At 66.9% G+C, this 22,428-nt stretch carries 21 protein-coding genes; 2 read left to right on the forward strand and 19 right to left on the reverse strand.

Annotated features, from left to right (window positions below; all coding sequences use genetic code 11):
- Nucleotides 1-2: 2 nt before the first annotated feature.
- The 16 genes from BLQ28_RS22440 to BLQ28_RS22515 form a co-directional block, all read right to left on the reverse strand.
- Nucleotides 3-926 (reverse strand): alpha-glutamyl/putrescinyl thymine pyrophosphorylase clade 3 protein, encoded by a 924-nt coding sequence (locus tag BLQ28_RS22440; protein ID WP_093244672.1) that lies wholly within the window; start codon nucleotides 924-926, stop codon nucleotides 3-5.
- A complete protein-coding gene (locus BLQ28_RS22445) occupies nucleotides 923-1,936 on the reverse strand; it encodes a thymidylate synthase (RefSeq protein WP_093244674.1) in 1,014 nt (337 codons plus the stop codon). Before BLQ28_RS22445 ends, BLQ28_RS22440 begins: the two co-directional genes overlap by 4 nt.
- A 15-nt stretch (nucleotides 1,937-1,951) precedes the next feature.
- Nucleotides 1,952-2,248 (reverse strand): DUF4031 domain-containing protein, encoded by a 297-nt coding sequence (locus BLQ28_RS22450; RefSeq protein ID WP_093244677.1) that lies wholly within the window; start codon nucleotides 2,246-2,248, stop codon nucleotides 1,952-1,954.
- 253 nt (nucleotides 2,249-2,501) lie between these two features.
- On the reverse strand, nucleotides 2,502-2,771 hold the full coding sequence (locus tag BLQ28_RS33160) for a hypothetical protein (protein WP_093244679.1): 270 nt from the start codon (nucleotides 2,769-2,771) through the stop codon (nucleotides 2,502-2,504).
- Between the two features lie 432 nt (nucleotides 2,772-3,203).
- Nucleotides 3,204-4,175 (reverse strand): NAD(P)H-dependent flavin oxidoreductase, encoded by a 972-nt coding sequence (locus BLQ28_RS22460; RefSeq protein ID WP_093244682.1) that lies wholly within the window; start codon nucleotides 4,173-4,175, stop codon nucleotides 3,204-3,206.
- 15 nt (nucleotides 4,176-4,190) lie between these two features.
- Nucleotides 4,191-5,123: an electron transfer flavoprotein subunit alpha/FixB family protein gene (locus tag BLQ28_RS22465; protein ID WP_093244684.1), complete on the reverse strand. Its 933-nt coding sequence runs from the start codon at nucleotides 5,121-5,123 to the stop codon at nucleotides 4,191-4,193.
- A 14-nt stretch (nucleotides 5,124-5,137) separates the two neighbouring features.
- Nucleotides 5,138-5,887, reverse strand: a complete 750-nt coding sequence (locus tag BLQ28_RS22470) for an electron transfer flavoprotein subunit beta/FixA family protein (protein WP_093244687.1) — start codon at nucleotides 5,885-5,887, stop codon at nucleotides 5,138-5,140.
- A 30-nt stretch (nucleotides 5,888-5,917) separates the two neighbouring features.
- Complete coding sequence (locus tag BLQ28_RS22475) at nucleotides 5,918-6,919, reverse strand: Bug family tripartite tricarboxylate transporter substrate binding protein (RefSeq protein ID WP_093244689.1); 1,002 nt, start codon at nucleotides 6,917-6,919, stop codon at nucleotides 5,918-5,920.
- A gap of 40 nt (nucleotides 6,920-6,959) precedes the next feature.
- Nucleotides 6,960-8,915, reverse strand: a complete 1,956-nt coding sequence (locus tag BLQ28_RS22480; protein WP_093244692.1) for an acyl-CoA synthetase — start codon at nucleotides 8,913-8,915, stop codon at nucleotides 6,960-6,962.
- Between the two features lie 43 nt (nucleotides 8,916-8,958).
- Nucleotides 8,959-9,957: a Bug family tripartite tricarboxylate transporter substrate binding protein gene (locus BLQ28_RS22485; protein WP_093244695.1), complete on the reverse strand. Its 999-nt coding sequence runs from the start codon at nucleotides 9,955-9,957 to the stop codon at nucleotides 8,959-8,961.
- A gap of 66 nt (nucleotides 9,958-10,023) precedes the next feature.
- Nucleotides 10,024-11,232: a CaiB/BaiF CoA transferase family protein gene (locus BLQ28_RS22490; protein WP_093244697.1), complete on the reverse strand. Its 1,209-nt coding sequence runs from the start codon at nucleotides 11,230-11,232 to the stop codon at nucleotides 10,024-10,026.
- A 73-nt stretch (nucleotides 11,233-11,305) separates the two neighbouring features.
- The gene (locus BLQ28_RS22495; RefSeq protein ID WP_093244700.1) at nucleotides 11,306-12,121 is read right to left on the reverse strand and encodes an oxepin-CoA hydrolase, alternative type; all 816 of its coding nucleotides are present in this window, start codon (nucleotides 12,119-12,121) and stop codon (nucleotides 11,306-11,308) included.
- Entirely contained in the window at nucleotides 12,118-13,260 is a 1,143-nt protein-coding gene (locus tag BLQ28_RS22500) for an acyl-CoA dehydrogenase family protein (protein ID WP_093244702.1), read from the reverse strand. The genes BLQ28_RS22495 and BLQ28_RS22500 overlap by 4 nt, the downstream gene beginning before the upstream one ends.
- Nucleotides 13,261-13,271: 11 nt before the next feature.
- The gene (locus BLQ28_RS22505) at nucleotides 13,272-14,480 is read right to left on the reverse strand and encodes an acyl-CoA dehydrogenase family protein (protein ID WP_093244705.1); all 1,209 of its coding nucleotides are present in this window, start codon (nucleotides 14,478-14,480) and stop codon (nucleotides 13,272-13,274) included.
- 9 nt (nucleotides 14,481-14,489) lie between these two features.
- Nucleotides 14,490-15,680 (reverse strand): acetyl-CoA C-acyltransferase, encoded by a 1,191-nt coding sequence (locus BLQ28_RS22510; protein WP_093244707.1) that lies wholly within the window; start codon nucleotides 15,678-15,680, stop codon nucleotides 14,490-14,492.
- 43 nt (nucleotides 15,681-15,723) lie between these two features.
- Nucleotides 15,724-17,868, reverse strand: a complete 2,145-nt coding sequence (locus BLQ28_RS22515) for a 3-hydroxyacyl-CoA dehydrogenase NAD-binding domain-containing protein (RefSeq protein WP_093244710.1) — start codon at nucleotides 17,866-17,868, stop codon at nucleotides 15,724-15,726.
- 160 nt (nucleotides 17,869-18,028) lie between these two features.
- Between BLQ28_RS22515 and BLQ28_RS22520 the strand changes: the two genes are divergently transcribed.
- On the forward strand, nucleotides 18,029-18,922 hold the full coding sequence (locus tag BLQ28_RS22520) for a LysR family transcriptional regulator (RefSeq protein ID WP_093244712.1): 894 nt from the start codon (nucleotides 18,029-18,031) through the stop codon (nucleotides 18,920-18,922).
- A gap of 7 nt (nucleotides 18,923-18,929) precedes the next feature.
- Here BLQ28_RS22520 and BLQ28_RS22525 read toward each other — a convergent pair whose 3' ends face one another.
- The 3 genes from BLQ28_RS22525 to BLQ28_RS22535 all read right to left on the reverse strand — a co-directional run bounded on the left by BLQ28_RS22525 (nucleotide 18,930) and on the right by BLQ28_RS22535 (nucleotide 21,497).
- Entirely contained in the window at nucleotides 18,930-20,417 is a 1,488-nt protein-coding gene (locus BLQ28_RS22525) for a sensor domain-containing diguanylate cyclase (protein ID WP_176801199.1), read from the reverse strand.
- 106 nt (nucleotides 20,418-20,523) lie between these two features.
- Nucleotides 20,524-21,114 (reverse strand): YbhB/YbcL family Raf kinase inhibitor-like protein, encoded by a 591-nt coding sequence (locus tag BLQ28_RS22530; RefSeq protein WP_093244715.1) that lies wholly within the window; start codon nucleotides 21,112-21,114, stop codon nucleotides 20,524-20,526.
- Nucleotides 21,115-21,140: 26 nt separating this feature from the next.
- Entirely contained in the window at nucleotides 21,141-21,497 is a 357-nt protein-coding gene (locus BLQ28_RS22535) for a Rieske (2Fe-2S) protein (protein ID WP_093244717.1), read from the reverse strand.
- 197 nt (nucleotides 21,498-21,694) lie between these two features.
- On the opposite strand from BLQ28_RS22535, the gene BLQ28_RS22540 reads away from it, so the two are divergent.
- Nucleotides 21,695-22,423, forward strand: coding sequence for a peptidoglycan-binding protein (locus BLQ28_RS22540; RefSeq protein ID WP_176801200.1), 729 nt, complete (start codon nucleotides 21,695-21,697; stop codon nucleotides 22,421-22,423).
- Nucleotides 22,424-22,428 lie beyond the last annotated feature (5 nt).

Consider the following 22,428-nt stretch of genomic DNA (forward strand, 5'->3'; position numbering starts at 1 on the left):
TGCTACCCGCGGAAGGGCAGATATTTCCCGGGGCTCTTCTGCCAGTTGCACATGGCATCCTCCATAACCTGCATGCCGACGCCCAAGTGCTTCTCCAGGGCGGCAACGCGCGCTTCGAGGGTCTTGGCACTGGTATTCGAGTCGATTTGCCCGTCGAATAGCAAGCGTGCCCCTTTCTTGGGACCGGTGGCCTCGTTCATGTACGTCGAGTTGGCATCAATCGCGGCGAGGCCGACCTTAGCGAGCATTGTGAGGTAGTCGAAACGTCCGGTGCGCCCGAAGCTCATTACTGCGTCCATCGAGTCATATAGCAGTGCGAATGCTCGTCGGGGATGGCCTTCCGCCTGTGCCAGCGCGCTCGCGATCATCTTGTCGTGCGAGCCGTTCTCTTTGACCCATTCGACGTAGGTACTAACGACGACGCTGGTGCCGCGAGCGCCTTGCTTGAGAGACTCGTACTTGCGGTGATTGCCGAACTTGCCCTTGAAGTCGGCGCGGTTGTCCTCGAGCCATTCGCCATAGGCTATCGGATCAGCGGCAACTCGCGGCCAGGTCCAAGGCGTGTCCTCAAGCGAACCGTACAACTCGCGCGCAAGCAGCCATTCGGTGCGCAGGTTCCGGCCGCAATGCGTGGCGAGGAATACCAGCCAGAACGCCTCCTCCCGGTGTCCGTCAGACGCCTTGAGCATTGCTGCCCTAATAGGGTCGAACAGGGTGCTCTTTGGGTCGGCACGCAGCAGGCTAATGGGCCGGGCCCGTACCCTATGCACGTACTCGACGCGCTGGAGACTGTCGATGAGCTGATCCACGAAGGTCAGCATGTTCTCCACGGGGACGATGCCGGTCAGTGGCATCTGTTCTTTGTGGAACTCCATCAGCTGTGCTTCGAGAGTCTCACTTCGCTGCTTCTTCTCGGGGCCTTTCATATCGTTTCCTTGGTCAAGGCTGCCTGGCCATCGAAGATCGACAGCTGGTCTTTGTCGGTGGTGAGCTTGTAGCGCCTCTTTATGTACGTCGAGTAGACGTCGTCGTGGATACGCCGCTTCAGGCGTCTGATCTCTGGCTGGTTGTTCGGGACGAGCCCAGCCTTGTGGATCGTCAGCAAAGTGGCCAAGTCTTCCCAATATGGGTCCATGGTCGCAGGTGGCGTTGGAATTGAGCCATGGCTAGTGCGCACCTTCTTCTCGAAATCGACGAGGCCTTTCACGGCGACCCACGGGTCGCTCTTGGGCATCGGCGGCATTGGGCGGTGTGTCTGCCAGCCCTCGTCTAAGAACTGGAGGGCTTTGTCGTGGTGCTCGTCGTATAGGTGCAAGCTGCCGACGGCGTGCTTGTATTCACCCAGCTCGATGCCCACTGACCGGGCGACGAGCTCCTGAAGCATGGTGAATGTGAAGACATCGTGGGGCAGGCCGAGCCAAGCGTCGTTCGAACGCATTGACGTCAACATGTGCAGCCGACTGTCTCGCACCATGAATTGCAGCGTACAGGTGCAGGGTACGTCTCTATGAAATTCAAGCGTGTCGGTGCGGTCAAACAGCTGCAAAACTGCTTGCCTTGAATCTTGCTTGTCCTTCAGCAACTGGATGACACGGGCGACTTGGTCGTTCGGCGTCTTGCCGAACAGGCGTGGCCCGTAGGCGCCGTAGATGGTTTTCTTGTCGTCGGAGAACTCGTCATAGCGAGGGATGTAGTGCTGGATGAAGTCCAGCCGATTGCTGCCCGCAAGTATCCACAGCAGTTCGCCGAGGCAGCTGAAGAGGAGGCCCCGCGATTCTGATCGGCTGAGACGAACCCGTGGTGCTGAGAGCTTCAGCAGCATGCCGCTAGTTTCCCGGGCATCGCCTTTCGACGGTTTTATCGCGGTGCCGCGGGCGAGAATTTGCTTGTATACCTTGAACAGCAGATCGTCGAGGGAGTCGGCCGCGAGATACACGTCGTGCTCGCTGGGTCAGGCGAAGAGACAGGGCTGAGGAGGGGCGGCTGCGATGGCGCGCGCGGGCAAGGCTGCTTGCAGACCGATTCGCACTGCGTCTCGAGCGGAGATTGCAGTAGCGCCATGTTGAAGCGCGCGCCGGCGTTGGTTAGCGGTGACGTCGTAGTGGGGATGGCGCGCACCGCGATGGAAGGCGCGCGCGGACAGTCCGATGCTGGCCGCGAATTCGTGCAGTTCCTGGATGCTATCCGCAACAAGGTGGAACCACGCATAACCGTGCTTCAGGACCTTGGCATCGTCGACGTATATCACTTGTAGTTCCCTCTTCCCGGGCGGAAATCTAACATTTAGTGATATGTGCGCCGGGGCGGGTTTTCCAGAGGCGGTGATGGCGGAGGGCGTAGCGACCGCTTTTGCGATCGAGTTGTTTAAGGGGTTCGACCATTACGCCTTGCCTCAATCGACCGAGAGTCAAACTCTCTTCATCACGAAGGCTTCAGTCGTTCCATATCAAAGCTCCTGCTCCCCAGGCGGGCCACGAACTTCGCAGCCCGCAGACCAGCCCCTACCCGCCAGTCTCAGGCGCTGCGCGTCGCGCCTTCTCGCTCACCTGAAACAACTCCCTCGCCTTGCGCGCCAGTTCAGCCGCAAGCCAAAGCAGGTTGTCCAGTTGTCGAGGCCCTTCACCGCTGCACCAGTCGATGTCTTCTCCATGGCAGACCCACAGGAGGGCTTCAAGTTGAGAGAGGGTGTTTTCGAGAAGATCCGCCGCGTCTTGGGCGTTGTCTTCGGAGGCTACCGGCGTACGAGGCCGGGCTATAGTCTTGCTAGCCATTTTTGTGCGTTCCTTCCAAGGTTGTTGCACGAACTTGGTTAGACGGCTGGGGTGCTCGTAACACCCTGGCCGTCGCCTTTTGATACCTCGCATCTGCATCGCTGCTTTCGCACCGACAACCTGCCGCGAGGCAAGCAGCCTTCAAACATCTCGGTGGTGGTTGGGTGTGTTGCGCTTTCTTCTCCCCTTGGTGGGGTGTCGAGTGACAGGGGCATTCACTCTAGAGAAGAACCCGGCGAAGCAACCGGTTCATGCGGCACGAAGTCTTGGCAACCGCCAATAAATGCAGCTTCCGCAGTGGCTCTGAACGATCACGCTGGCGGGGTGTGCCTTGCGCAGCGAAATCAAGGAGGAGGCCGAAGGCCGGGGGACATTCGCGGAGCAACAAGGTACCCCGTCGGCGTGAACGCCCCCGGATGCGAGCAGAAAGACTCAGTCCATCCAGGACCGCGCCCGGTCCAGGTGCTCGCGGCACTCGCGCACCATGCGTTCGAGCAGTTCCGCGCAGGTCGGAATGTCGTCGATCAGGCCGATGCATTGGCCGGCCGAGACCACGCCGTTGTTCACCTCGCCCGACTCCAGCGCCGCGCGGCCGCGCGCGCCTGCGACCAGCGGGCGCACCTCTTCGAACTCGCAGCCGCCGGGGCGGTTCTCGGTGGTCACCACTTCTTCGGAGATGGCGTTGCGGAACACGCGCGCGGTGTTGCGCATGGTGCGAAACATCAGCTTGGTGTCGCGCTCGGTCGCATCGACCAGCGCCTGCTTGATGTTGTCGTGAATGGGCGCTTCCTTCGTCACGCAGAAGCGCGTGCCCATGTTGACGCCCTCGGCGCCCAGCGCGAGCGCCGCAGCCATGCCGCGCCCGTCGGCGATGCCGCCCGACGCGATGATCGGAATGCGCAGCTTGCGCGCGGCGATGGGCAGCAGCACGAGGCCGGGCACGTCGTCTTCGCCCGGATGGCCCGCGCACTCGAAGCCGTCGACCGACACCGCATCGACGCCATTGCGTTCCGCCGACAGCGCATGGCGCACGGAGGTGCACTTGTGCACGATCTTCACGTCATGCCGCTTCAGCGCCTCGATGAAGTCCTTCGGGCTGTTGCCCGCCGTCTCCACGATCTTGATGCCGCTGTCGATGATGGCCTGCACGTACTCCGCATACGGCGGCGGCTTCACCGCCGGCAGGATCGTGAGGTTCACGCCGAAGGGCTTGTCGGTGAGCGTGCGGGTGCGCGCGATCTCATTGCGCAGGTCGTCGGGCGTGGGCTGCGTGAGCGCGGTCACGATGCCCAGGCCGCCTGCGTTCGACACGGCCGCCGCCAGCTCGGCGCGGCCCACCCATTGCATGCCGCCCTGGATGATGGGGTAGCGGATGCCGAGCAGTTCGGTGATGCGGGTCTTCATCTGTCGCGCGTCCTCTTACAGCGCCTTGCCCAGCTCGGGCACGGCCACGAACAGGTCGGCCACGAGGCCATAGTCGGCCACCGAGAAGATCGGCGCTTCTTCGTCCTTGTTGATCGCAACGATCACCTTGGAGTCCTTCATGCCGGCCAAGTGCTGGATCGCGCCAGAGATGCCGGCTGCGATGTATAGCTGCGGCGCAACGATCTTGCCGGTCTGGCCCACTTGCCAGTCGTTCGGGGCGTAGCCCGCATCCACTGCGGCGCGACTGGCGCCAAGACCTGCGTTCAGCTTGTCGGCCAGCGGTGCCATCACTTCGGTGAACTTCTCGGCGCTGCCCAAGGCGCGGCCACCGGAGACGATGATCTTGGCGGCCGTCAGTTCAGGGCGCTCGCTCTTGGTGACTTCACGGCCGACAAAGCTGCTCTTGCCGCTGTCGGCCACGCCTTCAGCCGTTTCGATCGCTGCGCTGCCACCGGTGGCGGCTGCTGCATCGAAGCCGGTGGTGCGGACCGTGATGACCTTGACCGGGTCGGCGCTCTGCACGGTGGCAATCGCGTTGCCGGCGTAGATCGGGCGCTCGAAGGTGTCGGGGCTGTCGACCTTGGTGATGTCGCTGATCTGCGCCACATCGAGCTTGGCAGCGACGCGTGGTGCGACGTTCTTGCCGTTGGCGGTCGAGGGGAACAGGATGTGGCTGTAGTTGCCGGCAATGGCCAGCACTTGCGCTGCGACGTTTTCAGCAAGGTTTTCTGCGAGGGATGCGCTGTCTGCAGCGATCACCTTGGAGACGCCTGCGATCTGCGCAGCGGCCTTGGCAGCCTCCGCGGCATTGGCACCGGCCACGAGCACGTGGACGTCGCCACCGCAAGCCAGCGCGGCGGTCACGGTGTTGAGGGTGGCCGGCTTGATGCTGGCGTGGTCGTGTTCGGCAATGACGAGTGCGGTCATGTTCGTTGTCTTCCTCAGATCACTTTGGCTTCGTTCTTGAGCTTGTCCACCAGGGTGGCGACGTCGGGCACCTTGATGCCGGCACCACGCTTCGGGGGCTCGCTGACCTTCAGGGTCTTCAGGCGCGGCTTGACGTCCACGCCCAGGTCTTCGGGCTTGAAGGTGTCCAGCTGCTTCTTCTTGGCCTTCATGATGTTGGGCAAGGTGACGTAGCGCGGCTCGTTCAGGCGCAGGTCGGTCGTGATGACGGCCGGCAGCGTGAGGGAGACGGTTTCCAGGCCGCCGTCCACTTCGCGGGTCACGGTAGCTTTGTCGCCAGCGACTTCGACCTTGGAGGCGAAGGTGGCTTGCGGCAGGTCGGCCAGCGCGGCCAGCATCTGGCCGGTCTGGTTGGCGTCGTCGTCGATGGCTTGCTTGCCAAGAATGATGAGAGACGGCTGCTCCTTGTCCACCAGCGCCTTCAGCAGCTTGGCCACAGCCAGCGGCTGCAGCTCTTCGGTGGTTTCAACGAGGATGCCGCGATCGGCACCGATGGCCATGGCCGTGCGCAGGGTTTCCTGGCACTTGGCATCGCCGCACGACACGGCAATCACTTCGGTGACCACGCCCTTTTCCTTCAGGCGCACCGCTTCTTCCACAGCGATCTCGTCGAAGGGGTTCATGCTCATCTTGACGTTGGCAATGTCCACCCCGGTGCCGTCGCTCTTCACGCGCACCTTCACGTTGTAATCGACGACCCGTTTGACAGGTACCAGAACCTTCATGGCTGTTCCTTTGAATGACTGAAGAATGAGTTACTCGAGCTTGGCGCCCGACTGCTTGATGAGGCGCTCCCACACCGGGCGCTCGGCCTTCCATGCGGCGGCGAAGAGTTCGGGCGAGCTGTCCTTGATCTCGAAGCCCATGGCCGCCACGCGCTCGCGCACGTCGGGCTGCTGCGTGGCCTTGCGCACTTCTTGCGCGAGGCGGTCCACGATGGGCTTGGGTGTCTTGGCGGGCACCGCGATGGCGAGCCAGCCGGTCACGCGGTAGGCCTCGTCCTTCAGGCCTTGCTCGGCCAGCGTGGGCACGTCGGGCAGGGTGCTCATGCGGCGCTCGCCGCTCACGCCGATGGCGCGGATCTTTCCGGAGTCGATGTGCGGCTTGGCCACCAGCGCGCTCGCATAGGCCATCTGGATCTGGCCGCCGATCAGGTCCTGCATCATCGGCGCCTCGCCCTTGTAGGCGACGTGGTTCATGTCGGACTGCGTGGCCAGGCTCATGTGCGCGCCGGCCAGGTGCGGGTACGCGCCGATGCCGTACGAGCCGTAGGCCACCTTGCCCTTGTTGGCGACGACGTACTTCAGCAGCTCGGGCCCGGTCTTCACGGGCACGCTGGGGTGCACCACCAGCACCAGCGGGGCCGCCGCGATCTGGTAGACCAGCGTGAGGTCGCGTGCCGTGTCGTAGGGCAGCTTCTCGTAGAGAAACTCGTTGGTCATCAGCGAATTGCTCAGGCCCAGCACGATGGTGTAGCCATCGGGCGCTGCCTTGGCGACCGCGTCGGTGCCGATGATGCCGGCCGCGCCGGGCCGGTTGTCGATGATGACGGGCTGGCCCAGGCCTGCCGACAGCTTCTGGCCGATCACGCGCGCGAGCACGTCGGTGGCACCGCCGGCGGCGAAGGGCACGACCAGGCGGACCGGCTTGTTGGGGTAGGGCGCTTGCGCATGGGCCGGTGCCAGCGCGCACAGCGTGGTCACGGCGGCGGTTGCGCACAGCAGGGCACGGCGGTTCGGGATGATGCGGAACTTCATGGTTGTCCTCTCTGTTTCTCCGTTTTGAAAATTCTTGTCGTCACTGCAGCGCGATGCGCGTCTTGAAGGGCAGCGGCTCCAGCGCCTTCTGCAGCCCCTCCTGCAGCGGCGCGGCCAGCGCGCCCGCCGCCGTTGCATCGATACGCACGCGCACGAGGCTCTCGCCTTCGGTCGTCACTTCGGGGCTTGCGGCGGCGCTCACGCCGAGTGCCGCGCACACCTCGGCGACCGTTGCGGCCACCACCTGCCGCGCGGCCATGGCGCGCAGCTCGGGCTTGTAGATCTTTCCGACGTTGGTCATCGGCATGGTCGCGATCACCGACACCCACTTGGGCCGCGCCGGTGCCTCGTCCACCCGCGCGGCGGTGAAGGCCAGCAGCTCTTCTTCGGTGGCCGATGCGCCGGGCACCAGCGTCGCGAAGATCACCGGCAGCTCGCCTGCATAGGCATCGGGGGCGCCGACTGCTGCGCACAGTTGCACGGCGGGGTGCGCGCCCAGCGCGTCCTCGATGGTCTTGGGGTCGATGTTGTGGCCGCTGCGGATGATCAGGTCCTTCGAGCGGCCCGTGAGGTTCAGGCGCTGCTCGCTGTCGATCCAGCCCAGGTCGCCGGTGGCGAGCCAGCCGTCGGCCGTGAAGGCCTTCGCGTTGTCCGCAGGGTCGACGAAACCCGAGAACACGTTGGGCGACTTGAACAGCACCATGCCCTGCTCGCCTTGCGGCATCTCGCGGTCGCTCGCGTTGCCGTTCTCGTCGAGCGCCACCACGCGCATCTGCATGTAGGGCAGGCGAAAGCCGACGCAGCCCGCGGGTCCGCTCACGCCCGGCGGCGTGATGGTCGAGATGCCGGCCATCTCGGTCATGCCCAGGCTCTCGTGCACATGCAGGCCGAACAGACGCTCGAAGCGCGCGGCCAGCTCGGGCGCGAGCACGGCGGCGCCGGTGCGGCAGTAGGTGATGGAGGAAATGTCCGCGCCGTCCAGCGGCACGTTGGCCAGCGCCGCGAGCACGGTGGGCACGGCCGACAGCGAGGTCGGGCGGTACTTCGCCACCAGCTTCCAGTAGTTGGCGAGCACCTCCTTGTTGCGCAGCAGCGAGGTGGTGGGAATGATCACTTCCACACCGGCCGACAGCGACGACAGCGAAGCCGGCAGCACGCCCGCCACATGGAACAGCGGGTAGCCGTTGATCGAGATGCCGTTCTCGTTCATGCCCGCGACCTGCACGCTGGCCCAGGCGGTGAACACCTGCGCGCCGTGGCTGTGGCGCGCGAGCTTGGGCGCACCCGTGGTGCCGCCGGTGTGGAAGTAGGCGGCGATGTCGGTGGGCGCGATGTCGCGGCCGCTCACGAGCCGGTCGTTGGGTTGCGCGGCGCGCAGCACATCGAACTCGGCCACGCCGTCCGGCAATGCACCGGCTGCACCGGGCGCTTCATCGTGCGGCGCCACGCGCAGCACGGTGGTGAGCGTGGGCACCTGGCCGCGCAGGCGCATGGCCTTCGACCACATGCCCGATTCGCTGTCCGAGCCATAGGCGATCAGCACCTTGGCACGGCCGGCGGTCATCAGCGCCACCAGCTTCTCGTCGGTCAGCAGCGGGTTGAGCGGCTGCACGATGCCGGCCGCTTCGCCGCCCCAGAGCGCGAGGTGGTATTCGAGGCAACCGGGCAGCAGCACCGCCACCGCATCGTCGGGCCCCACGCCCAGCGTGTGCAGCAGGTTGGCGGTCTGGTGGATGCGCGCGAGCAGCTCGGCGTAAGACCAGCGGATGGGCTCGTCCGCCGGGTTGCCGGTGCGCAGGAAGGTCAGCGCGGTCTTGTGGCCGAAGGCCGCGCCGGCGTTGCGAAAGATCTCGTAGGTGCTGCGCACCGTGAGCGCCTGCGCGAGCGGCGTCTCTTCGAGTTTGTGGATGTCCGCGAGGCTGCGGACGGGAAAAGCGGGGCGGAACGGCGCGCCGACCGGGGTGCTGTAGTTGTTGTTCTTGTCGTTGTCTGTCATGTCTGTCTCCTTGATGGTGTCGCCCTGTCGGCCGCCGGTTGTTTTACTGGTTCGTGATGTGGTTGTCGCGAATGACCTTGCCCCAGCGCTCGAAGTCCTGCTTCATGCGCACGCCGGTCTGCTCGGGCGTGCGGTAGGCCGCGAAGGAGCCTACGCTCTGCAGCTTGTCCTGCACTTCCTTGTCGGCCAGCGCGTTCTTCAGCGCGGCGCTCATGCGGTCGATCACATCTTTCGGCGTGCCGGCCGGTGCCAGCAGGCCGCCCCACGAGGTGGCGTCGAAGCCGGGGAAGCCTTGCTCGGCCACCGTCTTCACATCGGGCAGCAGGCTCACGCGCTGGCCCGAGCCCACGGCGATGGCGCGCAGCTTGCCGGCCTTGATGTGCGGCAGCACGCCCACGAGGTCGGAGAACATGGCGGGCACCTGGCCGCCGATCAGGTCGGTCACGGCCGGCGCGCTGCCACGGTAGGGCACGTGCTGCATGTCGAACTTGCCGATGGTCTTGAGCTGCTCGGTCGTCAGGTGGCCGAAGCTGCCGGCGCCGGCCGTCGTGTAGTTGAGCTTGCCGCCTTCGGCCTTGGCCTTGGCGATCAGGTCCTGCACGCCGTTCACGTCGGGCAGCGACTTGGGGTTGACCACCAGCACGATCGGCAGGTCGTACACCGAGCCCACGGGCGTGAAGTTCTTGAAGATGTCGTAGCCGGTCGGGCCGTACAGGTGCGAGGCCAGCAGCGTGGGCGTGGCCAGCATCACGAAGGTGTAGCCGTCGGGCGCGGCGCGGGCTGCGGCGGCCGCGCCCACGGTGCCCGAGGCGCCGCTGCGGTTGTCGATCACGATGCTCTGCTTGAGCGCGACCGACATCTTCTGCGCCACGATGCGCGAGGCCACGTCGGTCGGGCCGCCGGGCGGGAAGGGCACGATCAGCGTGATCGGCTTGGCGGGCCAGGCCTGCGCGAAGGCAGTGCCGGCCACGAGCGGAAGGGCTAGGGCAAGGAGTGCACGGCGAAGGGGACTGCGGAGGGAACGGAAAGCGAGGGAGGCCATGGACTTCTTCAATTCAGGGTGCAGGGGAACGCGGGGACAGGGGATCGGAAATGCGCGGCGTCTTCGTCAGACGACGCCGCTCGTTTTCAGCGCGGCCAGCTTTTCATCCGACAGGCCGAGCAGAGACTTCAGCACGTCGTTCGTGCCTTCGCCCAGGGTGGGCGGCGCGCTGCGCACGGGCAGGCGTTCGCCATCGAAACGGTAGGGCGGCGCCAGCACGTTGACCGTGCCGGCCACCGGATGCGGCTGCGTGGTCACAAGGCCCGCATCGGTCGCGCGCTTCGATTGCAGCGCTTCGAGCAGGCCCAGCACTTCACCGCACGGAATGCCCGAGGCGGTGAGCCTGGCGAGCAGGTCGGCGCGCTGGCGCTTGGCCAGCTCGGCGTGCAGCTCGGGCAGCAGCACCGCGCGGTTGGCCGAGCGCAGGATGTTGGTCTTGAAGCGTTCGTCGGCCGCGAGGTCGGGCCGCTCGATCACGTCGGTGCAGAAGCGCGCGAACTGGCTGTTGTTGCCCACGGTGATGACCAGCGGGCCATCGGCCGCATCGAACACGCCGTAAGGAACGATCGACGGATGCGAGTTGCCATAACGCGGCGGGTCTTCGCCCATCAGCAGCGCTTCGAGGCCGTAGTAGGCGGTGATCATCAGGCCGCAGTCGAACAGCGCCATCTCCACATGCCGGCCCTTGCCGGTCTTCTCGCGCTGGTAGAGCGCGGCCAGGATGGCCTGCGCCGAGTACATGCCGGTGAACAGGTCGACAGCGGCCACGCCGAACTTCAGCGGCGGCTGGTTGGCTTCACCGTTGAGTGCCATCAGGCCCGCTTCGCCCTGCACCACGAGGTCGTAGCCGGGGCGCGCGGCTTCGGGGCCGGTACGGTCGTAGCCCGAGATCGAGCAGTAGATGAGGCCCGGATGTTCCTTGCTCAGTTGCTCGTAACCCAGGCCCAGCTTGTCGATGCCGCCGAACTTGAAGTTCTGGATCACCACGTCGCATTGCTTGGCCAAGTCGCGCGCGAGCTGTTGGCCTTCGGGCGTCTGCAGGTCGAGCGTGACCGAGCGCTTGTTGCGGTTCACGCTGTTGAAGTAGGCGGTCTCGGTCTTGCCGACGCGCAGGCCCCAGTCGCGCGTGTCGTCGCCGCGGCCCGGGTGCTCCACCTTGATGACCTCGGCGCCCATGTCGGCCAGCACCATGCCGCACCAGGGGCCCGCGAGGATGCGGGACAGATCGAGGACGCGCACGCCGGCGAGCGGCAGCGAAGAATTCAATGAGGACATGACGGCAACTCCAGAAAGACGAAAAACCTCCGCACCCGCGTGCAAGAGGTTGGAGGGGTGAGCGCAGCGCGTGTCAGGACGCGCCCTGCTTCTGGCGGCGCAGCGCGACGAAGTCGGCCTTGCGCTTGCCGAGGAACGCACCGATGCCCTCGGCCGCTTCGGCATCGGCCTGCGACTCGACCATGAACACGGCCTCGGCCTCGAGCTGTTCTTCGAGCGATGCGTGGTGCGCCTGGCGGCACAGTGTCTTGATGCGCGCGCTCGCACGCTGCGGGCCGCTCGCCACCTTGGCTGCGAGCGCGATGGCTTCGGCCAATGCGCCGCCCTTGTCGGTCAGGCGATTGACCGCGCCCAGCGCGTGCAGGCGCTCGGCCGGCATGCGGTCGCCGGTCAGGCACATCTCGGTCAGCACTTGGCGCGAGACGAACTCCGAAAGGAAGGCCGTGGCGCCGCCGTCCGGCGTGAGGCCGACCTTGACGTAGGCCACCGTATAGAAGGCATCGCGTGCCGACACCAGCATGTCGCAGGCCAGCGCCATCGACAGGCCCGCGCCCGCCGCGCCGCCTTCGACCGCCGCGATGACCGGCTTGCCGCAATCGCGGATCGCGCGGATCAGGTTGTTCAGGCCTTCGAGCTTTTCTCGGCGCTCCGATGCGGGCAGCTCGCGGCGCTTGGCCAGCAGGTTGAGGTCGCCGCCGGAGCAGAAGAAATCGCCCGCGCCGGTGAAGACGATGGCGCCCACTTCGGGGTCGTTCTGCGCGTCGGCGAGGGCGGCCGACAGCTCGGCGTACAGCGTCGGCGTGATCGCGTTGCGCGCGGCCGGGTTGCTGTTGGTGAGGATGCGCACGGCACCCTCTTGCGAGATCAGCACGGTCTTGTTGTCACTCATGCTGCCAGCTCCTTGCCGAGCGCGATGTAGCGCTGCAGGTGGTGGTCTTCGTCACCGAGCTGGTGGTCGATCATCACGAGGCGCTTGGCGTAGTGGGGCAGCGGCAGTTCCCACGTCATGCCGATGCCGCCGTGCATCTGGATGCTTTCTTCCGCCACCAGCGCGCCGATGCGGCCGATGCTGAACTTGGCGGCCGACAGCGCGCGCTCGCGCGCCACGCGGTCGCTGCCGTCGATGGCGGCTGCGGCGTTGATGACGGCCGAGCGGGCCTGTTCGATTTCGAGCAGCAGGTCGGCCATGCGGTGCTGCAGTGCCTGGAAGCTGCCGATCAGCGTGCCGAACTGCTTGCGCGTGCGCAGGTACTCCAGCGTGGCGGTCTTGGCGGCTTCCATCGCGCCGAGCGCTTCGGCGCACAGCGCGAGCACGCCGCGGCCGATGGCGCGTTCCAGCGTGGCGTGGCCCTGGCCTTCAACGCCGAGCAACGCATCGGCACCTAGCTTCACGCCGTCGAGCGTGAGTTCGCCGACACGGCCACCGTCGATGGCGGGGCAGCCGCGCACCGAAAGGCCTGCGGTCTTCGCGGGCACGAGGAACAGCGAGATGCCGGCTTCGTCGTCCACGTTGCCCGAGGTGCGGGCCGAGACCAGGAACAGGTCGGCCTGCTCGCCCTGCGGCACGACAGCCTTGGCGCCCTTCAGCACCCAGCCGTCGCTGCTGCGTTCGGCCTGGGTCGAAACGCGCGTGCGCTCGTAGTGCGTGTCGGCTTCGTCGTGCGCAAAGGCCGCAACGGTGGTGCCGTTGATGATGTCGCCGATCTTTTCCTTCTGCGCGGCATTGCCGGCGACGCTGATCGCTTCGCCGACCATCACGGCGCCCAGCAGCGGCTCGACCACAAGGCCATGGCCCAGTGCCTCGAAGACCACGGCGATGTCGAAGCCGCCGCCGCCGAAGCCGCCATCGGCCTCGCTGAACAGCGCGCCGATCACGCCGAGTTCGGCGAACTGCTGGAAGATCTCCTTGCTGAAACCGTTCGCCGACTTCGCGATGCGATCGCGCGCATCGAAGGCGTACTGCTCGGCGATGAAGCGGTTCAGGCTGTCGGCGAGCATGCGCCGGTCTTCGGTGTGTTCGAAGTTCATTGCATGTCTCCTTACAGGCCCAGGATCATCTTGCTGATGATGTTCTTCTGGATTTCATTCGAGCCGCCGAAGATCGACAGCTTGCGGTTGTTGAAGTAGCGTGCGGCGGCGGCCTTTGCGTAGGCCGGGCCGAAGGTCTCGCCTGCAAAGCCTTCCTGCAGCGCTTCGGCCACGAAGGGGCGGCCGTAGACGCCCATCGCGCGGCGGGCCAGCGAAGAAATCTCCTGGCGGATCTCGGTGCCGCGAATCTTCAGCATCGAGCTTTCCGCGCCGGGCACGCCGCCACCGGCCACTGCCGCGATCACGCGCAGGTTGGTGGTCTTCATGTTCTCCAGGTCGATCTCGACGCGCGCCATGCGTGCGGCGAACGACGGGTCTTCGGCCAGCGGCTTGCCGTTCTTCACCTGCTTGGCGGCAATGCCCTTGAGCTGTTCGAGCGCGGCCACCGAGAAGCCCACGCCCGCGATGTTGGTGCGCTCGTAGGTCAGCAGGTACTTGGCGCAGGTCCAGCCCTTGTTCTCTTCGCCCACGAGGTTCTCGGCCGGCACGCGCACGTCGGAGAAGAACACTTCGTTGACTTCATGCTCGCCGTCGAGCGTGATGATCGGGCGCACTTCGACGCCGGGCGAGGTCATGTCGATCAGCAAAAAGCTGATGCCTTCCTGCTTCTTCGCCTCGCGGTTCGTGCGCACCAGGCAGAAGATCATGTTGGCGTGCTGGCCCAGCGTGGTCCAGGTCTTCTGGCCGTTCACGATGTAGTGGTCGCCCTGCGCGTCGATGCCGCGCACGGCCGAGGTCTTCACCGCCGCCAGGTCGGAGCCCGCGCCGGGTTCCGAGTAGCCCTGGCACCACCAGTCGGCACCATCGAGGATGCGCGGCAGCCAGCGCTGCTTCTGTGCTTCGTTGCCGTACTTGATGAGCACCGGCCCCAGCATGTTCACGCCGAAGGGCACGATGCGCGGCGCGAAGGCGAGGGCGCATTCGTTCTCGAAGATGAACTTCTCGACCGCCGTCCAGCCGGGTCCGCCGTACTGCTCGGGCCAGTGGTTGGCGAGCCAGCCGCGCGTGTTCAGGATGGTGTGCCATTCCTGCATGTCGGCCTTGGTGAGGATCTGGCCGCCGCTGACCTTGGCCGAGAGGCGCGCGGGCAGCTTGTCGGCGAGGAAGGCGCGCACTTCGGCGCGGAAGGCTTCTTCTTCGGGGGTGAAGTTCAGGTCCATCGCAGTTCCTCAATAAATTTCGAACAGGCCCGCCGCGCCCATGCCGCCGGCGATGCACATCGTGACCACGGCGTACTTCGCGCCACGGCGCTTGCCTTCGATGAGCACGTGGCCCGTCAGGCGCGCGCCGGTCATGCCGAAGGGGTGGCCGATGGAGATGGCGCCGCCGTTCACGTTCAGGCGTTCGGACGGAATGCCCAGCTTTTCCTGGCAGTAGATCGATTGCGAGGCGAAGGCCTCGTTGAGTTCCCACAGGTCGATGTCCTGCACCTTCAGGCCATGGCGCGCGAGCAGCTTGGGCACGGCGAAGACGGGGCCGATGCCCATTTCGTCGGGCTCGCAGCCGGCCAGTGCAAGGCCGCGGAAGGCGCCCAGCGGCTGGATGTTGGCGCGCTCGGCGTCCTTGGCTTCCATCAGCACGCAGGCCGATGCGCCGTCGGACAGCTGCGAGGCGTTGCCGGCGGTGATGAACTTGTCGTCGCCCATCACGGGCTTGAGCTTGGCGAGCGCCTCGTAGGTGGTGCCGCGGCGGTTGCAGTTGTCTTCGGTGGCGGTGACTTCGCGGTGGGTGACTTCCTTGGTCTCCTTGTCGGTCACGGCCATCGTGGTGGTGCAGGCGACGATCTCGTCCTTGTAGCGGCCGGCGATCTGCGCCTCTTCGGTCTTGCGCTGGCTCTCGGCGGAGAAGCGGTCCTGCGCTTCGCGGCTGATGTTGTAGCGCTTGGCCACGATGTCGGCCGTGTCGATCATCGCCATGTACAGCTCGGGCTTGTGCTCGACGATCCACGGGTCCAGGCTGAGGTCGCCGCCATCGCCGGGGCTGCGGCCACGGATCTGCGAGATGCTTTCGACGCCGCCCGCGATCATGGCCGGCGCGCCGTCCACCACGATGCGGCCGGCGGCCATGGCAATCGCCTGCAGGCCCGAGGCGCAGAAGCGGTTGACGGTGGTGCCGGCGATGCTGATCGGCAGGCCCGAACGGATGATGGCCTGGCGCGCGATGTTGCGGCCCGTGGTGCCTTCGGGGTAGCCGCAGCCGAGGATTGCGTCCTCGATCAGTGCCGGATCGAGGCCCGAGCGCTCGACCGCGGCCTTGACCGCGAAGGACGCCAGCGTGGCGCCGGGGGTGATGTTGAATTCGCCGCGGTGCGCCTTGGTGAGCGGGGTGCGGGCGGTGGAAACGATGACGGCTTCACGCATGGGATGACTCCTTGATGGACGGGACCAGGCAGACTCGGATGAATTACTCGGATTGATTGAGGCTCGCGAAATCGGCACCGCGCTCGACCAGCTCGACCAGCAGCGGCGAAGGCTTCCAGAAGATCGGGTCTTCCTTGGCGAACTCGCGGATGTCGGCCAGCACCTTCGGCAGGCCCACGGTGTCGGCGTACTTCATCGGGCCGCCGCGATGGCGCGGAAAGCCGTAGCCGTAGAGGAAGGTCACGTCCACGTCGAGCGGGCGTAGCGCGATGCGCTGCAGCACGACGTTGGCGCCTTCGTTGATCATCGCGGCCATGTAGCGGCGCATGATTTCTTCTTCGGTGAAGGCGCGCGGCGTGATGCCGGCGCGCACGCGCTCGGCGTCGATGATCGCCAGCACCTCGGGGTCGGGCGCGCCGGTGCGCGCGCCTTCGGGGTACAGGTAGTAGCCGCGCTGCGTCTTCTGGCCGAACCAGCCGCGTTCGCAGATGCGGTCGGCCACCTGCACATAACGAGCTTGCGGATCGCGCGTGGCGGCCTTGCGCTTGCGCGTGGCCCAGCCGATGTCGCCGCCGGCCAGGTCGGACACCTGGAACGGGCCCATCGGGTAGCCGAAGTTGCGCACGGCCGCGTCGATGTCGTAGGGCGAGGCGCCGTCTTCCATCATGTGGTCGGCGGCCTGGCGGTACACGGCCAGGATGCGGTTGCCGATGAAGCCGTCGCACACGCCCGCGCGCACGGGCACCTTCTTGAGTTTCTTGGCCAGCTCGAAGCCGGTGGCGACCACGTCGGCGCTGACCTTGGCGGGCACCACGATCTCGAGCAGCTTCATGATGTTGGCCGGCGAGAAGAAGTGCAGGCCCACCACGTCCTGCGGGCGCGAGATGCTGGCGGCGATCTCGTCGATGTCCAGGTACGAGGTGTTGGTGGCGAGCACCGCGCCGCGCTTGCACACGCGGTCGAATTCGGCGAACACGGCCTTCTTGACCGTCATGTCCTCGAACACGGCCTCGACCACGATGTCGACCTGCGCGAGCGCGTCGTAGCTGGTGGAGCCCGAGAAGCGCGCCATGACGGCGGCCTTGGCCTCGGGCGTCATGCGGTCCTTCTTGATGAGGCCGTCGTACACCTTCTCGACATTGGCGCGGCCGCGCGCGAGCTGCGTGTCGTCGCGCTCGATCATGGTCACGGGCATGCCCGCGTCGAGCATGGCCACCGCGATGCCCGCGCCCATGGTGCCGCCGCCGACGATGCCGGCCGAGGCCAGTGCGCGCGGCTTCGCGCTCTTGGTCTCGGGCGCCTTCAGCACTTCGCGCTCGGCGAAGAAGGCGTGGATCAGGCCTGCGCGCTGCGGGCTGTCGATGCATTGCAGGAAGAGCTTGCGCTCCAGCGCCATGCCTTCGTCGAAGGGCAGCGTGAGCGCGCCTTCGACGGCTTCGATGATCTTCATCGGCGAGAACAGGCCGCGGCTCTTCTTGGCGGTGTCGGCGCGCGCGGTTTCGAGCGCGGCGCGGCTGGCTTCCTTGTCGGCCAGCGCGCCGGCTTCGCGCGTGCGGCGCACGGGCGTCTTGGCGGCGATCAGCTCTTGTGCGTAGGCGATGCCTTCGGCGCGTGCATCGGCGTCGGTGCCCAGGCGATCGATGAGGCCGAGCGACAGCGCTTCCTTCGCGCCCGCATGGCGGCCGCTGAGCATCAGGTCGAGTGCGGGCTTCACGCCGATGAGGCGCGGCGCGCGCTGCGTGCCGCCCGAGCCGGGCAGGAGGCCCAGCGCCACTTCGGGCAGGCCCAGCTTGGCGGTGGGCGAGGCGATGCGGTAGTGCGCCGACAGCGCCACTTCGAGCCCGCCGCCGAGCGCGGCACCGTGGATCGCGGCAACGACCGGCTTGGCGCAGTTCTCGATCTTCAGGCACACCTCGGGCAGCGAGGGCGGCTGCGGCGTCTTGCCGAATTCGCGGATGTCGGCACCCGCGATGAAGTTGCGGCCTGCGCCGACGATCAGCACCGCTCTGGCGTTGCTGTCGGCCTCGGCCGCCTCGATGGCGGCCACGAGGCCGCGGCGCACATCCACGCCCAGGGCGTTGACGGGCGGGTTGTCGATGGTCACCACGAACACGTCGCCCGGAAAGCGGGACGGCTCGAAGGTCACGGGACCGGAAGACGTGGTGGGGCTGGGAGTTGTGGTGGCCATGTGCTTGTCTCTTGCGTTGGCGGGCCCTGCGGATGCGGATGCAAGGCGAGGGGCCCGAGGCTCTGGGGGGTGAACCCAGCATTCTTTGCCCGGCCCGGCGCTTTGACAATTGCATAGCCGGTTGACAGACTGTCAAAGGATTTTTGACACAATCGGGCCCATGGACCTGCAATCGCTGACCCTGCTGGTCGAAATCCTTGACGCTGGCAACCTGAGCGCGGCGGCACGCCGGCTCAAGATGAGCCGCGCCAACGTGAGCTACCACCTGAACCAGCTCGAGCGCTCGGTGGGCGCGCAGCTGGTGCGGCGCACCACCCGGCGCGCCGAGCCCACCGAGATCGGCCTGCGCCTGTACCAGCACGGCGTGGCCATCCAGACCGAGCTGCTGGCCGCGCGCGAGTCGGTCACCACGCTGGGGCAGGGCCTACAGGGCCGCGTGCGCCTGAGCGTGCCCAGTGGCTACGGGCAACTGGTCATGGCCGACTGGCTGATCGACTTCAAGCGCCAGTACCCCGGCATCGTGCTCGACGTGGTGTTCGAAAACCGCATCGAAGACCTGCTGCGCGACGAGGTCGACATCGCCATTCGCGTGGTGCCCGAGCCGCCGCAGAACCTGGTCGCGCGCGACCTCGGGCCGGTGCGCTACGTGGCGTGTGCTTCAACCGATTACGCAAAAAAGAACCCGCTGCCGGTGCAGCTCGACGAGCTGCAGGGCGCGCCGGTGGTCACGGCCGCGGTGATCGGACGGCAACTGCGCGTGTCGGCCTACCAGGGCGAGACCCGGCGCGAGGTGATCCTGGAGCCGACGCTGATCTCGGAAAACTTTTTGTTCCTGCGGCAGGCCATCCTGGCGGGCCTGGGCATCGGCCTCGTGCCCGACTACGTGGTGCAGGAAGACGTGCGCAAAGGCGACGTGGTGACCACGCTGGACGACTGGCGCCTGTCGATCTTCGGCACGCAGATGTTCATGCTCTACATGCCGAACCGCCAGCACACGCGGGCGATCCGGACTTTCATCGACTTCATTCTGGAGCGGGTGCGGGCGCCGGAGTGAACAGGCCTTATGCGAGCCGGCGCTCCTGCGCCGTCGTCTCGTAGTGGTTCGCCTTGTCCACATACATCGCCCGGTCGGCGCGCAGCAGCGCCGCCTCCAGCGGTTCGCCGGCATGGCAGGTCGCCAGGCCGATGGCCAGGCTCAGGGCGTGGCCGCTCTGGCCGGCGTGGAACTGGTTGTTCATGTCGAGCAGCGTCAGGATGCGCTCGCGCATGGCTTCGGCGCCGCGCTCGTCGGTCATGGGCAGCAGCACCGCGAACTCGTCGCCGCCGATGCGCGCGGGCCACGACGGCGGATCGACCGCCTTGCCCAGCACCTCGCCCATGCGGCGCAGCAACGAGTCGCCGGCGGCGTGGCCTTCCTGGTCGTTGAGCTGCTTCAGGCCGTTGAGGTCGATCGCCACGATCGACACCGGCCACGGCCCCTTGCGCGACAGCCGGTTGAGCTCTTCGGTGTAGTAGGTGCGGTTGCACAGCTGCGTGAGCACGTCGTGCTTGCCGAGATATTCGAGGTACGCCTCGGCTTTCTTGCGCGCGGTGATGTCGACCAGCGACACCAGCACCAGGTCCCAGGTGTCCTGCCGGTCTTCCTGCACCGCGAACTGCATGTGGATGTTGAGCACCTCGCCCGACAGCGAATAGTTGATCACCTCGCGCAGCTGCACGGTCTTGTGGTTCCACAGGTCCTGCAGCTGCTCGGCGAAAGACTCGCGCATCTCGTCGCGGAAGATGCGCGGGATGTTGCCCAGCAGCGTGGCCAGGTCGGGCGCGCCGAACATGCGCAGCGTTTCGTGGTTCACGTCGATGACGCGGATCTCCTGCATGCAGCGCGTGACGAACTCGGGGTGCACCTTGATGAAGGTGGCGAAGTCGGTGATGCCGCGCGCGCGGATGCTTTCGAGCAGGCTGCGCACCGCGCTGAAGTCTTCGACCCACAGCGAGACCGGCGAGCGGTCGAACAGGCTGCGCGCGTACTGCTCGCTTTCGTCGCGCCGGCGCTGCGCGGCCACGCGCTCGGTGACGTCGTCGAGCGACACCAGCACGCGGTTCCAGGTGGCCTCGTGGCCGGGCAGCACCCGGGCGCGCACGCGCACGTCGAGCCGCCGCCCGTCGAGGGCGTAGTTGACGGTTTCGCTCTCGAAGCTGAGCTGGCCGCGCCAGAGTTGGTCGAGCTCGTGGACCACGGTGGCCGACATGTCGCCGCGGAACACGCTGTCGAGCGCGCCGAGCAGGGTCTCCTGGCTGTCGGCGGCGAAGAGCTGCAGCGTGTACTGGTTGACGCGCAGCACCTTGAGCCGGGCCATGCAGTCGCGCACGCGCTGCGGGTCTTCGGCCAGGTGGGCGACCAGGTCGGTCACGCCCTGCGCGCGCCAGCCGTCGAGCATGCGCCGCAGCTCGCTGTAGTCCTCCAGCCAGAGGGAGACGGGCGCGAGGTCGAACATCGCGTCGAGGTCGGTGGACGGAGAAACGTCGGACGCGGCGGCGGACAGGGCCATCGAAGAAGCTTTCGGAAAAGCGGCGGCAGCCACTGCGGACAGGCGCCTGCAAACGGGGGCTCGATTATCGACCGCGGGCATGTCGATGCCACGCGCAAACGCGGCTTCAGCGGCTGTAAAGGCCGACCACGCTCTGCCCGCCCAGCGCATGGCCCTTGAGCGCGGCCAGCAGCGCATCGCGCGCGAGCCCGGCCGGCAGGCTGCCGGGTGCGAGCTCGGTGGCGATCACGGTCAGCACGTAGTGGTGCGGCCGGTCGCCCACCGGCGGGCACATGCCGCGGTAGGCGGGCGCACCGGCCACGTTCGGGCCCATGGTGAAGTTGAAGTTCGAGCCCGCGAGGCCTTCGCCCGCCTTCAGCTCGCCGCGCTCGGCCGCGATGTTGTAGGCCACCCAGTGCGACACGCCGAGGCCGGCCGCGCCGTCCGGGTCGAACACCAGCACGGCGACCGACCGGGTCTTGGCCGGCAGATTGCTCCACGCCACGGGCAGCGAGACGTTCTTGCCGCCGCAGTCGCCCGCGCCGGCGTGGTCGGCCGGGATCACGCCGTTGTCGCCGAAGGCGCTGGACGTGACCTTCATGCCCGTGAAGGCCTTGCCGGTGCCGGGCGACATGCCGGCGCAGCCCGCCATGAGGCCCGCGAAGGCGAGGGCCGCGCCCGACACGGTGAGGGGGTGAAACCTGCTGTTGTTGCGCATACCGTTTCTCCTGGAAGGGGTTGTCTTCATTCGGCGGGGCCGAGCCACACGCTGCCGTCGGCTTTCTCGTGCACGGCCAGCGCCGTGAGCCGGGCGCCGCGGCAGGGGCCGCCGACGCACTTTCCGGTGTCGGGCTCGAAGATGGCGCCGTGCCGCGCGCACATCAGGAAGCGGCCCGAGCTTTCCAGCACCTGGCCCTCGAAGTCGAGCGGGCCGCCCGCGTGCGGGCACTGGTTCAGGTAGCCGTACACGCTGCCGTTCCAGCGCACCGCAAAGGCTGGTGCGCCATCCGGCGCGCTGAACTTCGCGACCAGGCCGCCTTCGGCAAGTTCGCTGGAAATCGGGTGGGGCGGCGTGGGTGCGAGTTCGGTAGAGAGTGTCATCGGTGGCAGAGCGTAGCCAAGCTTCAGGGGCGGCGCAAACCGGCGGCCCCATGCCGGGCCGCGCGCGGCGCACGGTGCGCAGCCCGCCATCCTGGCTACACCGTCCGGCGGATAGACGCGGCAGCGCCCGTTTTTCACAATGCAGCCGCTCGCGTTCCAGAGTCCGCGCTTCCATGCGCCCGAAAAGGGGCACGCCGATGATCACGTTGAAACAGGGTTGGCGCGGTGCCGATGTCCGCCGACTGCAGGAGGCATTGAACCGCAAGCTGCTGCCCAGCCCCGGCCTGGCCACCGATGGCGACTACGGCCCGCTCACCCGTGCGGCCGTGCTGCGCCTGCAGGCCGCGCACTGGCTGGTGGAAGACGGCGAGGCCGGCCCCTGCACGCAGAACGTCGCGTTCGATGGCGAGGTCGATGCGCCGATCCTGCATCCGGTCGCGCTGGTGTCGCCGCCGGCCGCCGCGCTGTGCTGGGCCGCCGGCGTCGCAATGATGACCCGCTCCAACGTGCAGGCGGTGGTGGCGCGCACGCCGGCCGAGCTGGTCGCGGCCGATGGCGGGCTGCACGATTTCGTCGACACCCACGACGCACGCATGGCGGACGGGCATCGGTTCGCGGCCGCGCACGGCTTGGCGGTGCGGTCGCCGTCGCCCTGGTCGCCGAGGGCGCTTCGCGCCGCGCTGCACCACGGGCCGCTGATGTTCGACATGCTCTGGACGGCCAAGGGCCGTGCGGACGGCATCGGCCGGCCGGGCCACATGGTCGTCATGGTGGGCATTCGCGGCGATGGCGACCCAAGCGGGCGCGGCACCACGCTGCGCATCCTCGACCCCTGGCCGCCGAACAAGGGCGCGCGCTGCTCGGTCAATTTTTGCAAGTGGCTGCAGGGCGCCAGCTCGCGTGCCTGCCGGGTGTTCCAGAAATAACCAGA

Source organism: Variovorax sp. EL159, assembly GCF_900100965.1.
Classification (GTDB): domain Bacteria; phylum Pseudomonadota; class Gammaproteobacteria; order Burkholderiales; family Burkholderiaceae_C; genus Variovorax.